12 protein-coding genes are annotated in these 16641 nt (G+C 62.7%); 5 read left to right on the top strand and 7 right to left on the bottom strand.

The features are described 5' to 3' along the window. Positions 1 to 45: 45 nt before the first annotated feature. From ABQM86_RS10615 to ABQM86_RS10600, 4 genes are read left to right on the top strand one after another with little or no spacing between them, the layout of a single operon-like run. Complete coding sequence (locus tag ABQM86_RS10615; RefSeq protein ID WP_369746584.1) at positions 46 to 2580, top strand: DEAD/DEAH box helicase; 2535 nt, start codon at positions 46 to 48, stop codon at positions 2578 to 2580. A 10-nt stretch (positions 2581 to 2590) separates the two neighbouring features. Further along, positions 2591 to 3961, top strand: coding sequence for a CoA transferase (locus tag ABQM86_RS10610; RefSeq protein ID WP_369746583.1), 1371 nt, complete (start codon positions 2591 to 2593; stop codon positions 3959 to 3961). 48 nt (positions 3962 to 4009) lie between these two features. Continuing rightward, entirely contained in the window at positions 4010 to 4522 is a 513-nt protein-coding gene (locus ABQM86_RS10605) for an N-acetyltransferase family protein (protein WP_369746582.1), read from the top strand. After that, positions 4515 to 5873: an alpha/beta fold hydrolase gene (locus ABQM86_RS10600; RefSeq protein WP_280627920.1), complete on the top strand. Its 1359-nt coding sequence runs from the start codon at positions 4515 to 4517 to the stop codon at positions 5871 to 5873. Before ABQM86_RS10605 ends, ABQM86_RS10600 begins: the two co-directional genes overlap by 8 nt. Here the strand turns inward: ABQM86_RS10600 and ABQM86_RS10595 are convergent. From ABQM86_RS10595 to coaE, 4 genes are all read right to left on the bottom strand, one after another. Beyond that, positions 5870 to 7216 carry an MFS transporter gene (locus ABQM86_RS10595; RefSeq protein ID WP_207593498.1) on the bottom strand — a complete coding sequence of 449 codons (1347 nt, stop codon included), beginning with the start codon at positions 7214 to 7216 and terminating at the stop codon, positions 5870 to 5872. The genes ABQM86_RS10600 and ABQM86_RS10595 overlap by 4 nt on opposite strands. Positions 7217 to 7245: 29 nt before the next feature. Beyond that, on the bottom strand, positions 7246 to 8271 hold the full coding sequence (locus tag ABQM86_RS10590; RefSeq protein ID WP_280627918.1) for a TerC family protein: 1026 nt from the start codon (positions 8269 to 8271) through the stop codon (positions 7246 to 7248). Between the two features lie 168 nt (positions 8272 to 8439). Next, a complete protein-coding gene (gene uvrB / locus ABQM86_RS10585; RefSeq protein WP_011774759.1) occupies positions 8440 to 10539 on the bottom strand; it encodes an excinuclease ABC subunit UvrB in 2100 nt (699 codons plus the stop codon). Between the two features lie 29 nt (positions 10540 to 10568). Then, positions 10569 to 11807: a dephospho-CoA kinase gene (coaE, locus tag ABQM86_RS10580; RefSeq protein WP_280627917.1), complete on the bottom strand. Its 1239-nt coding sequence runs from the start codon at positions 11805 to 11807 to the stop codon at positions 10569 to 10571. A 22-nt stretch (positions 11808 to 11829) separates the two neighbouring features. On the opposite strand from coaE, the gene ABQM86_RS10575 reads away from it, so the two are divergent. Beyond that, complete coding sequence (locus tag ABQM86_RS10575) at positions 11830 to 12519, top strand: YigZ family protein (RefSeq protein ID WP_207593495.1); 690 nt, start codon at positions 11830 to 11832, stop codon at positions 12517 to 12519. Positions 12520 to 12617: 98 nt separating this feature from the next. On the opposite strand, the gene rpsA is transcribed toward ABQM86_RS10575, so the two are convergent. The 3 genes from rpsA to ABQM86_RS10560 all read right to left on the bottom strand — a co-directional run bounded on the left by rpsA (position 12618) and on the right by ABQM86_RS10560 (position 16583). Then, a complete protein-coding gene (gene rpsA / locus ABQM86_RS10570; RefSeq protein WP_026540604.1) occupies positions 12618 to 14099 on the bottom strand; it encodes a 30S ribosomal protein S1 in 1482 nt (493 codons plus the stop codon). Positions 14100 to 14283: 184 nt separating this feature from the next. Continuing rightward, on the bottom strand, positions 14284 to 15216 hold the full coding sequence (locus tag ABQM86_RS10565; RefSeq protein WP_369746581.1) for a polysaccharide deacetylase family protein: 933 nt from the start codon (positions 15214 to 15216) through the stop codon (positions 14284 to 14286). A 50-nt stretch (positions 15217 to 15266) separates the two neighbouring features. Further along, a complete protein-coding gene (locus ABQM86_RS10560; RefSeq protein WP_369746580.1) occupies positions 15267 to 16583 on the bottom strand; it encodes a GNAT family N-acetyltransferase in 1317 nt (438 codons plus the stop codon). Positions 16584 to 16641 lie beyond the last annotated feature (58 nt).

The raw sequence follows: 16641 nt of genomic DNA, 5'->3' as shown, positions 1-16641 counted from the left end.
TTGCTGGGCCGAGCCTAAACCGTGCGGGCACTAAGCTGGAAACCAATGAAACTTCTTGAGCAGCTTCCCGGTTCCACCGCCACCGGTCCCCTGGACCCGGACGAAATCTACACACGGTTCGTGGAGTGGACGGAAACCCGCGGGCTACAGCTGTATCCGGCCCAGGACGAAGCGATCATGGAGCTTGCCTCCGGCGCCAACGTCATCCTCGCCACCCCCACGGGCTCCGGAAAATCGTTGGTGGCCATCGCGGCACACTTCGAGGCGATGGCACGGGGCCAGCGCAGCTACTACACGGCTCCGATCAAGGCATTGGTGTCCGAAAAGTTCTTTGCCCTCTGCGACATCTTCGGCGCGGAGAACGTGGGAATGATTACGGGCGATTCCGGCGTCAACCAGGATGCCCCAATCATCTGCTGCACCGCTGAAATCCTGGCCAACATTGCCCTCCGCGAAGGCTCGACGGCGGAGCTCGGCTCTGTGGTCATGGACGAATTCCACTTCTACTCCGATCCCCAGCGCGGATGGGCGTGGCAGGTACCCCTGCTGGAACTCCCCCAGGCACAGTTCCTCCTGATGTCCGCGACCCTGGGAGACGTCACACGCTTCGAAACCGGTCTGACCGAACTCACTGGCCGGTCCACCACCACAGTGAGCTCAGCCGAACGTCCTATCCCGCTGCACTACTACTACCACCTGACCCCGGTCCACGAGAGCCTGGAAGAACTGCTGTCCACCAAGCAGGTCCCGGTGTACGTGGTCCACTTCAGCCAGGCCGAAGCCATTGAGCGTGCCCAGAACCTCATGAGCATCAACATGTGCAGCCGCGCGGAGAAAGACCGGATCGCTGAGCTCATTGCAGGTTTCCGGTTCGCCGCCGGTTTCGGAAAAACCCTCAACAGGCTGGTCCGCCACGGTATCGGTGTCCACCACGCCGGCATGCTTCCCAAATACCGCCGCTTGGTGGAGCAACTGGCCCAAGCCGGGCTGCTGAAAGTCATCTGCGGTACCGACACCTTGGGGGTGGGCATCAACGTGCCCATCCGGACCGTGTTGTTGACTGCTCTGAGCAAGTACGACGGCGTACGCACCAGATCGCTTAACTCACGTGAGTTCCACCAGATTGCCGGACGCGCCGGACGCGCGGGGTACGACACTGCCGGGACGGTGGTCGTCCAGGCGCCGGACCACGTGGTGGAAAACACCAAGGCGATGGCCAAGGCAACCGCCAAGTTCGGCGATGACCAAAAGAAGTTGCGGCAGGTGGTGAAGAAGAAGCCTCCTGAGGGATTTGTCTCCTGGGGTGAGCCCACGTTCAAGCGGCTGGTGGAGTCCGTGCCTGAGCCGCTGACGTCCAGTTTCACTGTGACCCACGCGATGCTCCTGAACCTTATGGAGCGCCCGGGTGACCCGTTCCAGGCCACCAGGCGCTTGCTCTGCGAGAACCACGAGAACCGCGCTTCCCAGCTCAAGCTCATGAAGAAAGCTTTGGGAATATACCGCGAGCTGCTGGCCGCAGGTGTGGTTGAACGCATCCCGGAGGAGGAGCAGGAAGTTGAGGGGCGCTCCGTACGCCTGACAGTTCACCTGCAGGCAAACTTCGCCCTGAACCAGCCGCTCTCCCCCTTCGCGTTGGCCGCCTTGGAGTTGCTTGATCCCGAGTCGCCGTCCTACGCCCTGGACGTTGTCTCCGTGATCGAGTCAACCTTGGAGAAGCCCCGCCAGATTCTTTCGGCGCAGCAGAAGAAGGCACGCGGCGAGGCCGTTGCGGCGATGAAAGCCGATGGCATCGAGTACGACCAGCGGATGGCCATGCTTGACGAAGTTACGTACCCCATGCCTTTGGCGGACATTCTCGGCGAAGCTTTTGAGGTCTACCGCAAGGCTGCGCCGTGGGTGGGCGACTTTGAGCTTGCGCCGAAATCCATCATCCGGGACATGTACGAGCGCGCCATGAATTTTGGTGAGTTCGTGCAGTTCTATGGCCTGGCCCGCTCGGAGGGCATCGTCCTGCGCTACCTGGCGGACGGGTTCCGCGCCCTGCGCCAGACCGTTCCCCAGGATTCGCTGCGGGAGGACCTTGAAGACCTGATTGCGTGGCTGGGAGAACTGGTCCGCCAGGTTGACTCCAGCCTGCTGGATGAATGGGAAGAGCTCACTTCGGGGCTTGCCCCCACACCGCACGACGCTCCCCCTCCCCCGCCCCCGCTCCTGACGTCCAACATCCGGGCTTTCCGTGTGATGGTCCGGAACGAAATGTTCCGCCGGGTTGAACTCTTTGCTGATGAGGACTCAGCGGCACTGGGCGAGCTGGATGGCGATGCCGGCTGGGACGCAGAACGCTGGGAAGAAGTCCTGGATGACTACTTTGATGAACACGACGACATCGGCACGGGTCCTGATGCCCGTGGCCCGGGACTGCTCATCATCACCGAGGAACCCGGCAGCTGGAAAGTGCGGCAGATCTTCGATGATCCTGCGGGCAACCATGACTGGGGAATCTCGGCCGAAGTTGACCTGGCCGCATCTGACGAGACCGGTACCGCCGTGGTCCGCGTGACAGACGCCGGCAGGCTCTAGGCCAACCGCTGTGGAACCGGTCCCGGACCTGACCGGCAGCCTGCGGTTGCTGGACGCCTTCGCTACTGCAGAGCCGGCAGCCTGCATCGGTCCGCGCTGGTGGTGGGGTGGCAGCTTGGACGTCGAAGGGCTCGCGTTGGGGTCCGTCCAGGCAGCAGCCACTGCCCTCGAATCCCTGACGGGTTCTACGGGCCGTTACGCGGTGTCGTCAGAATTGACGGCAGCGTCTTTTGATTCGTTGGGGCACCTGAGGATCTCGGGCCGGAAACCCCAGGGTTTTGCTCCGATGTCCGGGTTCCGTCCCACCGCAGATGGCTGGATCCGTCTGCATGCCAACTACCCGCACCATGCGGCGCGGCTGATGGAAACGCTTCGGATTTCGACGCCCGATGGGCTTGACCGAGTGCTGCTTTCCATGAACGCTCTGGAGGCAGAGGAAGCAATTATTGCCGGGAGGGGTGTGGCCGCGGCCGTCCGTAGCCGGGAAGAGTGGACTGCCACACCCATGCATACCGCGGCAAGCACGGGACCGTGGATCGGATTCACGTCTCCTGCAGCGCCGGGTGAAAGTCCGCGGTCGTCGTCGTGGGTTCCCTCAACGGACCCATTCCGTCCCCTGGCCGGACTCAGGGTCCTGGACCTGACCCGCGTCATAGCGGGGCCCACGGCCACCCGACTTCTGGGCGCCCTGGGTGCGGATGTCCTGCGGATCGATCCGCCGGGTCTTCCTGAGCTCACTGATGCCTTTGTTGATTCCGGGTTCGATAAGCGCAGTGCCGAAGCCGACCTCAACAATGCCGAGGCTTTGGACGTGGTGCACCGCCTGCTTTCGGCGGCCGACGTCGCAGTGACCGGCTACCGTCACGGTGGACTGGACAGATTCGGTGTGAACCCGGACGGGATGCTGGCCGCCAGGCCTGATCTGGTGGTGGTGACATTAAGCGCCTGGGGCGACTCAGGACCGTGGAATGGCCGGCGCGGCTTCGACAGCCTGGTACAGGCAGCCTGCGGAATCGCGGAGCGATACGGAAACGTCGACGACGGGTGGACACCCGGCGCGCTGCCCGTCCAGGCACTGGACCACGCAACGGGGTACGGTGTTGCTGCAGCCGCCCTGGCTCTCCTGTCAGAGCGCCTCCACACTGGACGAGGAGGATCGGCACACGTTTCCCTGGTCCGCACGGCGGAGGTGCTCTTCCGCCTGTCGGTGCCCGGGCCCGCCAGCGGCGTCGGCGGAATGCCCATCCCGGACTTCCGTCTGGTGGACAGCCCCTACGGGCCACTCCGCTTCGTAGGGCCACCCCTGACGGTGGACGGTGTCCCCCTCCAATACCGCAAGGCCCCGGTGAAGTACGGAACGTCCGCCTTGGCTTGGCAGTAAGGAAGAACCGGGAGCGGCAGGCGCAGCTCCCCTAGTAAGCTCGGAGCCATGAGTGTAATCCGCCCAGCCACTGTAGACGACGTCCCTGCCATCCTCCGGATGATCCATGATCTTGCGATCTACGAGAAGGAACCGGACGCAGTCAAAAATACACCGGCCATGCTGACCGAAGTACTTTTCGGCGAGAACCCCCGTGTCTACGCCACCATGGCCGAAAACAGTGCCGGCGCAGTTCAAGGGTTTGCCCTCTGGTTCCTGAACTACTCCACGTGGGAGGGCGTCCACGGCATCTACCTGGAAGACCTTTACGTGATCCCCGAAGCACGTGGCGAGGGCCATGGCAAGGCGCTGTTGCAGCATCTGGCGGCCACCGCCGTCGAACGTGGTTACGCCCGTGTTGAGTGGAGCGTCCTTGACTGGAACGAACCCTCCATCACGTTCTACAAGAACCTGGGCGCTTTCCCCATGGAAGAGTGGTCCACGTTCCGCCTGACCGGCGAGGCCCTTGAGGCCTTCGGCACGAACGCGGGCCAGACGAACGAGGCTCTCGCCCGTGGCTGACCAGTCCCCCGGACAGACCGCCGGCCGCAGCACTGCCGGCGTGCACAGTGTCCACGCACGCCACGAGTTCCGCGGGCTGCGAACGGCGGAGCACTATTTCACCGTTCCCTTGGTGCACGTACCGGATGAATCAGCCACCGCCGGCGAGACCATCACGGTCTTTGCCAGGGAATACTCCTCCACCGACCACACGGCCGAGGAAGCCGCCAGGCTGCCTTGGTTGTTGTTCCTGCAGGGCGGCCCGGGCGGCCGCGGCAACCGGGTCACATCATTGTCGGGTTGGATGAAGGCGGCCGCGAAGGAATTCCGCATCCTGATGCTCGACCAACGCGGCACAGGCTTGTCCACACCCGTTGAACAACAGTCACTCGAACTCCGGGGCGACCCTTCAGCACAAGCCGAATACCTGACCCACTTCCGTGCCGACTCGATCGTGGCTGACGCTGAGTACATCCGCCGTGTGCTCGGTTCCGGTCCATGGTCTGTCCTCGGCCAGAGTTTCGGCGGCTTCTGCGCGTTGACGTACCTCTCCTTCGCGCCGGAGGGCCTCCGCGAGGTCCTTATCACTGGTGGGCTGGCGCCGCTCCACGGTCCGGCGGACCGCGTGTACCAGGCCACGTTCCACCGTGTCGCTTTGCGGAACGCGGAATACTTCTCCTGGTACCCGGAAGACCGGGACATCGTCACCCGGATCGCCCGCCACCTGGACCAGCATGCTGAGTTCCTCGCCAGCGGCGAAAGGCTCACGACCGAGCGTTTCCAGATGGTCGGGTCCTTCCTCGGGGGCAACACCCGGGTGGATGCGCTGCACTACCTCCTGGAGGATGCATTTATTGACACGCCCTCCGGTCCACGCTTGTCCGAGGCGTTCCTTGAACAAGTGCGGAGCCTCGTGAGTCGCGCGGCCAACCCTCTGTACGCCGTCGTCCATGAGTCGATTTACGGACAGGGTGAGGCAACCAACTGGGCCGCGTGGCGGGTGCTGGAGGACCATCCGGAATTCAAACCCGACGCGAACGAGCCACTGCTCACCGGTGAGATGGTCTACCCCTGGTATTTCGAACAGGATCCGGCCTTGGTTCCCCTGCGGGACGTGGCTGGGCATTTGGCGGCCAAGAAGGACTGGAAGCCCCTGTACAGCCCCGAACGGCTGGCGGTAAACACTGTCCCCGTAGCGGCTGCCGTCTATAAGGACGATATCTATGTGGACCATGACCTGTCCCTGGAAACTGCGGCTGCAGTGCGGGGCCTTCAACCATGGGTCACCGCGGATTTCCACCACGATGGTATCGGGGAAGACGGCGAGGGAATCTTCGCACGTCTCCTTGGGATGGTTCGGGCGGTCCGTTAGGCCGGCGGCTGGTGCGACGGCGCGTCCTGGGCCCGTGCTGACCGTACGGCCATGACGAGCGTCAAAACCAGCACTACGGCAGCCAGGGCGCCCGAGGCGATGTTCAAGCCTTGGTATCCGATCCACGCGAGCAGCAGACCGGAGGTGGCGCCGCCAATGGCGCCGGCGCCACCCATGAGGGTGTCAGAGACGCCCTGAACGGTAACGCGCGCATCGGGGGCAACGCTTTCAGCCAGCAACGTTGACCCGGAGATGGTTGCGGCGGACCAGCCCAGGCCCAGGAGGATCAGGCCAGCGGTGACGAGACCAGGCTCGTGCTGGCCAAAACCGGCAATGAACACGGCAACCAGCAGCAGGCCGTGGCCCATGGCGATGGTTTGCAGGCGCCCTGCCTTGTCAGTGAGCCACCCCCAGAGAGGCGACAAAGCAAACATTCCGGCAATGTGCAGCGAAATCGTGAGGCCGATGATCACCAAGGCATCCTCGCTGTCCGTGGTTCCGCCATGGTGTCCTGCATGGGAACCGCCGACGAGTTGCTGCAGGTGCAGGGGCGTCATGGACATGACGGCCACCATGACGCCGTGCGCGGCCACAACGGCGGCCAGCGCCAGCATCGCCGACGGTGATGAGCGCACGGCGCGCAATCCTGAACGGATGGTACCCCTGACGGGCAGCGCGCCCTCGCCTGCGTCGCCGTTTGCCTGGGATGCCAGCCGCCTGGACAGCACCAGGGGGTCCGGGCGAAGGCCCGCGAACAACAGGACGGCTGCAAGGAACAGGCCGGCCGCAGAAAATACGAAGGGGCCGGCAATGGGCGGCAACCCGAGTGCCTCCCCAACCACTGCACCCGGCTGGATCAGGTTGGGGCCGGCGACAGCACCAATGGTGATGGCCCAGACCACGGTGGACAATGACCGTCCGCGGTGCTCCGGGTCAGCGAGGTCGACGGCGGCGAACCTCGCCTGCAGGTTCGCGGCGGTTCCAAGACCCAGTAAAGCTGCGCCCAACAAGAGCAGCACGAAGGACTGGCCCACCACGGACGCAATAACCAGGAGCGCCCCCATCATCGCGGCCACCAGTCCTGTCACCAAACCTGTCCGGCGTCCCCGCGTTTCTGCCAGCCGCGCCAGGGGAAGAGCCGCGATCGCTGCGGCCAGTGTCAGCACTGTGGTGATGGAGCCGGCCCACGCTTCTGACCCTGACAGGTCCACTGCCAGCAACGATCCGATGGAGAGCGTGGCTCCGTTGCCGACGCCGCTGAGAAGTTGTGCGGAACTGAGCAGGAAAACAGTACGGCGCTGAACCCGTTGTGGGTCCAGCGCCGTAGTTGAAGTGGTAGTCACTTCACGAGACTACAACTTTCCAAGGAGAGTTACTCTGCCTCGCTCAAGCTCTTTCGTGCGTCTTCTTCCAACCGGGCATCGATCTTGGCCTGGCGTGCTGCCGGGCTCAGGAGGCTGGCTACAACCGCAACGACGATCGTTCCAACGATGACCGCCAAGGAAACGTAGGTGGGGATCTCCGGTGCCCATTCGATGTGCTGTCCGCCGTTGATGAACGGAAGCTCGTTGACGTGCATGGCGTGCAGGACGAGCTTGACGCCAATGAACGCCAGGATGACGGACAGTGCGTGCTTGAGGTACACCAGGCGGGTCATGAGGCCACCGAGGAGGAAGTACAGCTGGCGCAGGCCCATGAGTGCGAAGATGTTTGCGGTGAACACGATGAACGCGCTCTGCGTCAGGCCGAAGATCGCCGGGATGGAGTCCACTGCGAAGAGGAGGTCTGTCAGGCCGATCGTGATGAAGACGATCAGCATGGGGGTGAAGACCTTCTTGCCGTCCACGGTGGTGCGGATCTTGTTGCCGTCGAACTTTTCGGACATCGGCAGGACCTTGCGAAGGCGGGCAATGAGCGGGTTCTCGGTGTCTTCCTCGTCTTCGCCGGAGTCCTTCGCCTGCTTCCAGGCAGTCCACAGCAGGAAGGCGCCGAAGATGTAGAAGACCCAGCTGAACTGCTCGATGACCACGGCACCCAGCGCGATGAAGATACCGCGGAGGATCAGGGCGATGATGATGCCCACCATCAGCACTTCCTGCTGGTACTTACGGGGCACCGAGAAACGGGCCATGATGATGATGAAAACGAACAGGTTATCGATGCTCAGGCTGTACTCAGTGACCCAGCCGGCGACGAACTGGCCGCCATACTCTGCACCGGCAAAGATGAACATGGCCACGGCAAAGAGCAGTGCCAGTCCTACATAGAAGGCGACCCACAGGCCGGCTTCTTTCATGGAAGGTTCATGGGGACGCTTGACGACCAACAGGAGGTCGATCAGCAGGATGATTCCGAGAACGACAAACGAGCCGATCTCAAACCAGACGGGAAGCTGCATTAAAGGTGCCTTTCGCAGGGTACGGGAAAGCGGTGTAAGTCTCTCCGGCCTGCCAGGGTGCGGTGAATGCAAGAATTGGCGGCCCGCTAGATCCGGCGAGGCATCTGTGCCTTGCGTGCTGACGGACGTAGCGCTTGGGATACTCCCCTACGTGACCTAAACCTTACCTTAGGCGTGCCCGGCGGACTGCATCTGGCGTAATTCGCGCTTCAACTCCTTGACTTCGTCACGGATGCGGGCAGCGACTTCGAACTGCAGCTCAGCAGCCGCCCCGTGCATCTGTTCGGTGAGTTGCTCAATGAGTCCCACCAGGTCCTCGGCGGGAGCGGCGGCAAGGCCATCCTGCCGAACTGTCGCCGCACCCTTGGCTGCCGACTTGCCGCGTTTGCCGCCCTTGGCGAGTCGGTTGTTGTTGAGCAGTTCCTGGGTGTCTGCGTCTTCCTTGGCCAACTGGTCCGTGATATCAGCAATTTTCTTCCGCAACGGCTGCGGATCAATGCCATGGTCCGTGTTGTACTGCACCTGGATGGCACGGCGCCGGTTGGTTTCTTCAATGGCGTGGGCCATGGAGTCGGTAATCCGGTCCGCGTACATGTGGACTTGGCCCGACACGTTACGCGCTGCGCGGCCGATGGTCTGGATGAGCGAGGTGGAAGAACGCAGGAAACCTTCCTTGTCAGCGTCGAGGATGCTCACGAGGGAAACCTCAGGCAGGTCAAGGCCTTCGCGGAGGAGGTTGATGCCTACGAGGACATCGAACACGCCCATTCGCAGCTCACGGAGCAGTTCCACGCGCCGGAGGGTGTCGACGTCGGAGTGCAAGTACTCTACCTTGACGCCGTGGCCCACCAGGTAATCTGTGAGGTCCTCCGCCATGCGCTTGGTCAACGTGGTGACCAGAACGCGTTCATTCTTTTCCGTGCGGGTCCTGATTTCACCGAGCAGGTCGTCGATCTGACCCTTGGTGGGCTTGACCACTACCTCGGGATCGATGAGGCCGGTGGGACGAATGATCTGCTGCACATAACCGTCAGCTTTGCCGAGCTCATACTTACCGGGAGTTGCGGACAGGTACACCGTCTGACCGATGCGTTCCAGGAACTCATCCCACTTCAGTGGCCTGTTGTCCATGGCGGATGGGAGGCGGAAGCCGAAGTCCACGAGGTTCCGCTTGCGTGACATGTCGCCCTCATACATGGCACCAATCTGCGGGATGGTGACATGTGATTCGTCGACGACCAGCAGGAAGTCGTCCGGGAAGTAGTCGATGAGGCAATGCGGGGCGGTCCCGGGATTACGGCCGTCAATGTGCACGGAGTAGTTCTCAATGCCGTTGCAGAAACCCATCTGCTGCATCATCTCGAGATCGTACGTGGTGCGCATCCGGAGGCGCTGCGCCTCCACCAGCTTGTTCTGGCCTTCGAGGACCTTCAAACGGTCAGCGAGTTCATCTTCGATGCGCTTGATGGCACGGGCCATGCGCTCCGGACCGGCAACATAGTGCGATGCCGGGAAAACGTACATCTCCTCTTCGTCGCGGAGAACCTCTCCGGTCAGGGGATGGAGGGTTTGGATGTTCTCGATCTCGTCACCGAAGAACTCGATCCTGATGGCCAGTTCCTCGTACATGGGGATAATCTCCACGGTGTCACCACGGACGCGGAACGTTCCCCGGTGGAAGTCCATGTCGTTGCGGGCGTACTGCATGGAGACGAACTTGCGCAGGAGGTGGTCCCGATTCATTTCCGCCCCCTTGCGGAGCGTCACCATGCCGGCGATGTACTCTTCGGGCGTGCCCAGACCGTAGATGCAGGAAACCGTGGCCACCACGATGACGTCGCGACGGGTCAGCAGGGCATTGGTGGCAGAGTGCCGGAGGCGCTCCACTTCCTCATTAATGGAGGAATCTTTCTCAATGAAGGTATCCGTCTGTGCTACATATGCTTCGGGTTGGTAGTAGTCGTAGTAGGAGACAAAATACTCCACTGCGTTGTTGGGCAGCAGCTCCCTGAACTCATTGGCCAGCTGCGCGGCGAGTGTCTTGTTCTGGACCATCACCAAGGTGGGTCGCTGGACCTGCTCGATGAGCCACGCCGTGGTGGCACTCTTACCCGTACCCGTGGCGCCGAGGAGGACGACGTCTTTTTCACCGTTGTTGATGCGTTCCGTCAGTTCTGCAATGGCTGTCGGCTGGTCACCGGCGGGCTTGAACTCACTGATTACTTCGAAAGGTGCGACGACACGGTTGATTTCCTGGGCAAGGCTCATAAAACCAATCTACCCCTGCCCCAGGACAGCTACTGTCCGCGTTTGCCTTCAGCTGAAGACAAATACGACGGCGGCAGCCAGCCTGTGCGTTTGGCCCACTCATCCATGAGTGGCCAGGCAACGTCGGTAAACCAAGGCTCCTTGGCATCGGCGTAGGCAGCGGTGCCGCTCTCCCCCGCAAACGTGGCCGCCAACGTGCGCTTGTGCGCCTCGTACAGCGCGGTAGCGGAGGGTTCAGAGCGCAACCAGTCACGGAACAGCAGGGCATACCGCCACCCCGGCGACCCGGCCACGCGGACATGCAGATTCACCGGCCGGCCGGGATCGGCGTTGGCGTGGAACCGCTTCTGCCATTCTGCGGGATCGGGCCGGGCGGGTTTTGGTGTGTCCCGGTTGACTCCCGGAATTGCCGGGAACCCTGCTGCAGCGAGTTGATTCGCCATCAGATCGGCGGCCTCGAGATCGGCCACCGCCACCTGAAGGTCGATCACATCCTTGGCCGCCAGTCCCGGCACCGATGTAGAGCCGACGTGGTCCACCGCGAGGATCTGCTGGGGGGCAGCAACGGCAATACGGGCGGCGAGGCGGTCAGCCTGCCTGCTCCAGTCGCTGTTGTATGGCGTCATGACCGGCCCTACGTGCCGTTCAGCCCTTGTTCCCTGGCTGAGATTCCTGGCAAAAGGCAACAGCCTGTCCGTCCATAACGCCTCAACCTTCGCGAGGAGCTCTTCGCGGTCACCGTCGTTGACCAGGACAACATCGGCAGCCGCGTTGCGTTCTTCCCGCGTGGCCTGGGCCGCGATACGGGCTCGGGCATCGTCGGGAGTCATCGCCCGGAAATCCACCATGCGTTGGACGCGCACCGGCTCCGGCGCATCCACCACCACCACCAAGTGGAAGTTGCTGCCCTGCCCGGTTTCGACCAGCAGTGGAATGTCCTGGACAACGATATCGCCGGGGCCGGCTGCTGAAACGATCGCCGCTGCTGCTTCGCGGACCAGCGGGTGAATGATGCCATTGAGCACCTCGCGCTGCGAAGGATCGTGGAACACGATAGCTCCGAGTTTGGGCCGATCAAGCCTTCCATCAGAGTCGAGGATTCCAGGGCCGAATGCTTCCACAACGCGGGCCAGCCCAGGAGTTCCAGGTTCCACCACTTCCCGCGCAAGGAGGTCAGCGTCCACAAGGATTGCACCCAATTCCCGCAATCTGGACGCCACCAGCGATTTCCCCGAGGCGATGCCGCCCGTCAACCCAATCTTCAGCACCCTCCAACACTAGACTGAAGCGGTGGAAAATGAGGATGACAGCCGCGCGACAACGTATACGACCCTCGCGGTTGGTCCGGATTTCCGCCACGAACTGGAGATCCGGCGGTCCCGGTTCATCACAGTCCTTCGGCGCTCACCTGATGAGCAAACCGCGCGCTCACTGGTCAATGATCTTCGGCGTGAATTCCACGACGCCCGACACCACTGCTCAGCCTTCGTCATAGGTCCGGATCGGATGATCCAACGTTCCAGCGACGACGGGGAACCGTCGGGAACTGCGGGTATCCCCATGCTGGAGGCGCTCATCAAACGGGAGACTTCACCAAGGGTGACGGACCTCAGCGACGTCAGTGTCGTCGTCGTGCGCTATTTCGGTGGGATTTTGCTGGGCGCGGGCGGACTGGTCCGCGCGTACTCCGAATCGGTGTCCGCTGGTTTGGACGAGGCTCCATTGGTTCTCCGGCGAAGATTGCGTCTGTGCGCCATCGACGTCCCCCATGCCGAAGCCGGCCGCTTGGAAAACGAGCTTCGCGGCGCCGGGTACGTCATGGCGGACACCGGATACGAACCCCAGCACACGGTGCTTCACCTCGCCTTGCCCGACGAGGCAACGGCCATCTCCGAGGCACGCGCGCGGTTGGCTTCCCTCACGGCTGGACATCTTGAGCTGCGGCCCCAGGGAACTGAGTGGGTAGACGTCCGCCGCTGAGCAGTTCCCGCATCGCGAAGGCTTTAAGCAGAAGGACCCCTGCCCGGAGGCAGGGGTCCTTCTTTGGCTGTTCAGCACATCCCGTGAGGGAGGCGGAATTAGTTGCCGGTCAGCTTCTCACGCAGTGCGGCGAGTGCTTCGTCGGACGCCAGGGTACCGCCGCCGGTGTTGGACTCAGCAGCAGCCGGCTCCGAGGAGTAGCTCGTGGTGCCGGAATCGCTCTCACCGGACGTTGCAGCAGCAGCGTCGTCAGCAGCGTGCTGGGCAACCTGCTTCTTGTGGGCTTCCCAACGGGTCTGGGCGTCAGCGTACTGCTGCTCCCAAGCTGCACGCTGGGTCTCGTAGCCTTCGAGCCATTCGTTCGACTCGGGGTCGAAGCCCTCAGGGTACTTGTAGTTGCCCTCTTCGTCGTACTCAGCGGCCATGCCGTACAGAGCGGGATCGAACTCGGTGCTGTCAGCGTCAACGCCCTCGTTAGCCTGCTTGAGGGAGAGGGAGATACGGCGACGCTCGAGGTCGATGTCGATGACCTTGACGAACAGTTCGTCGCCAACGGAGACAACCTGCTCGGCGAGCTCCACGTGGCGGACAGCCAGCTCGGAGATGTGCACGAGGCCTTCGATGCCGTCTTCGACGCGAACGAACGCACCGAACGGAACCAGCTTGGTGACCTTACCCGGAACAACCTGGCCGAGGGCGTGGGTGCGGGCGAAGGTCTGCCACGGATCTTCCTGCGTAGCCTTGAGCGACAGGGAGACACGCTCGCGGTCCAGATCCACTTCGAGGACCTCGACGGTGACTTCCTGGCCAACCTCGACAACCTCGGAGGGGTGGTCGATGTGCTTCCAGGACAGCTCGGAAACGTGAACGAGGCCGTCTACGCCGCCCAGGTCCACGAAGGCACCGAAGTTGACGATGGAGGAAACAACGCCCGGACGAACCTGGCCCTTTTCCAGCTTGTTGAGGAACGTGGAGCGAACCTCGGACTGGGTCTGCTCGAGCCATGCACGGCGGGACAGCACAACGTTGTTGCGGTTCTTGTCCAGCTCGATGATCTTGGCTTCGATCTGCTGACCGATGTACGGAGCGAGGTCGCGGACGCGGCGCATCTCGACGAGGGATGCGGGCAGGAAGCCACGCAGGCCGATGTCCAGGATGAGGCCACCCTTGACAACCTCGATGACGGTACCGGTGACGACACCGTCTTCTTCCTTGACCTTCTCGATGTCGCCCCAGGCGCGCTCGTACTGAGCACGCTTCTTGGAGAGGATCAGACGGCCTTCTTTGTCTTCCTTGGTGAGAACCAAAGCTTCGACCTGATCGCCAACGGCGACAACGTCACCGGGATCAACATCGTGCTTGATGGAAAGCTCGCGGGAAGGGATGACACCTTCGGTCTTGTAACCGATGTCGAGCAGGACTTCGTCGCGGTCGACCTTGACGACGGTACCTTCGACGAGGTCTCCGTCGTTGAAGTACTTGATGGTGGCGTCGACAGCTGCGAGGAAGTCCTCAGCGGTACCGATGTCGTTAATAGCGACTACGGGGGTACCGGGCTTCTCGGTGGAGGTGATGGTCATGTAGTAGGGGCTCCGTTGTGGATAGTGAGTCGGTCAGGCAAACCGCTGCCGTCCGGGTCCGGACGGCAGAACACGGCAAAATACCGGGTCATCCTGATTTGTGGATTAATACAAAATGGATGCATGCACGTAGTACACGCCCGTTTATTCTAGTCGCATTGGCAAAGCAGGGTCAAAAGGAGTGTCACGTGGTCAGCACGTCTCCCAGGCGGGCGAACGTGGCGCCCCGGTCCAGCATCCCCGGCAGAGCCCGGGCATAGCCTTCGGCAGTGCCCGCCGCCGGCCTGTTGAAGTGCGAAATAACGATGTCGCCGGCAGCTGCGCGAGCCACCTCGGCTGCGACGGTGGCCGCCGGATAGGTGGCCCCACCGTCCCCATTGATGGTGAAGTTGACCGGCAGCATCCCAAGCCTGCGCGTCATCTCCACAGCGACATCGTCGTAGAAGGCGGTTCCCGGCCGGAAGAACCTGGGAGCGGAGCCGTCGAGTTCACGCATCAGCGCCTGGTTTCCCATCAACTCGTCGTAGGCAGCCGCGGCATTGGCCGTCCCAGGGATCCCGTAGGCAGACCTCCCGTTGACTGAGAGCGGCTGATGAAGGGTGCCATGGTTGGCAAGTTCGAACAGTGGGTCGGCGGCCAGCTCGGCGGCCAGCGCTGGGTTGGCGTGGAGCCATCGGCTGTTGATGAAGAGCGTCGACGGGACATTGAGCCGGCGGAGTGTCGTCAGCAGGGCGTGGTCGCAACCAGTGCCCCCAGGGCCGCCGCACGCATCGAATGTCAACGCCACGTGCTTCGACGGCGAATTGTTCACCACTCCCGTAATGTGCAGCCCCCACTCGGTGGGCCGCCTGCCAGCGAATTCGGCCAGGATCTGCTGTTTGTCGGGCACTGTGGCAATGGCCGCTGGCGCAAGGGCAGCAGCGGCCTGCTCGCTTGATGTGGCAGCAATCGACGGCGGCGGCGTGGCCGGGCCTGTCGGCGGCGCAACCGATGGTGATGCCGCTCCTGACGGCCCCTCCACCGATGCGCAAGCCGCCAACGCAGCTGATGCGAGGCCCGCCATTCCAAGCAGCACTGATCGCCGGCCGGCCACAGGCCGCCGCGTGTAATCCCCCATGGATGTCCTTAACTAGGTGTGTCTATGTGCTTTTGATGACGTGGTGCAGTTTAGAAGTGCGTCAGGCAATGCGCCGGGCGTTCCACCGCGAAAAGTTGCTGGGCCAGGAATGCGGCACCGGCTGATTTCTCACGGACGCGTCCCGCAGCAGCAAGGGTTACCGGAGACACCGCACCAAGATAGATGGACGCGAGGTCGGCCACGTCCATCGTCAGATCCGCTGATTCGCCCGAGGCTTCAGTCACGACCGCCGCAGCCCCACCGTCGGACTCCAGGACCCAGGTGCCGCCAGCCAGCGACAGGGAGTCCGTCACTTCCAGGACCAGGCGTCCTGCGGAGGCGAAGCGGCGTGCCCGCAAGGCGGCCGGGGTATCCAGGATCCGCAGCCACAGCATGTCACGGACCTCGGAAGCCTCGATGCACCGTGGGTCCTCCAAGGCCCATGCCAAGGGATCATCCACAGGGGCTTCAGCCCACGTCACGTCCTCGATGAGGTCAATGCTGCCCAGGAAACGCCACAGATCCAGGTAGGCAGCGTTGGTAGCGGCAACGAGGTCCACAATTTCCATGGTGTATGGCTTGTGGTCCCAACCCTTGAACCGGTATGAGACGTAGCCGTCCAACGCTCCGGAAAGGTCGTAATGCAGGGCACAGCGGACGCTGGTGTCGGGCTTGCCGTCCTGCCCAAGGGAGCCGGAGGCAGCAAGCCGGTAATACTCCTGCCGGTCCACCGATCCCGGCGACAGCCGCTGGACGCGCTCGAACACCCGGGGCGCCACGTCAAGCAGCACGGAAGGATCCGCGACTTCCACAGTTCCCTCCGGTCGCCCCTTCATCCGGAAGCGGGGTCCGGTGTCGACCTTGATGCTGCGCTCAAAGGTAGCAACGCCGAAACCGAAACGACCATAGATGGAACCTTCGGAAGCCGTCAGTGCCGCCATGGCCAGGCCGTCATCCTTGGCGCCCGCCAGGTCAGCCGTGATCATGCCACGCAGGATTCCTTGGCGGCGGTGTGTTCCGCGGACCGTTACAGCCGTCACCAGGTTGGACTCGAGCTGCCGGCCAAAACCGATATTCAGGTCCTTGCGCATGGTGGCGTAGGTTGCCACCGGGACATTCGCCTCGAGGGAGTGTTCTGGTACGACGCCGTTGACGTAGACGCCTGTCAGCTCACGCCCGTCCGCCTGGTAGGCGGCGAGGGTCTTTGCAAGGTACTCGTCATCACGACGTTGCTGGTGAAATCCGTGCGATACAGCCTGCACCCAGGTGGCACAGCGGCCATAGGCATCGGAGTCGTCCTTGTCGGCCACAGCGGGGAAACGCTGGACGGAATATTTCCGGGAGGTTGGTTCATTGGGATCAGCCACGATCCCGAGCCTAGCCAGACGCCGCAGGGCGCGCCACCATCCCGGCGGCGCGTCCTGC

Source organism: Paenarthrobacter sp. AMU7 (assembly GCF_041200195.1).
GTDB lineage: Bacteria > Actinomycetota > Actinomycetes > Actinomycetales > Micrococcaceae > Arthrobacter.
The sequence above is the reverse complement of the archived record's forward strand: the minus strand, read 5'-3'. Positions and strand labels throughout refer to the sequence as shown.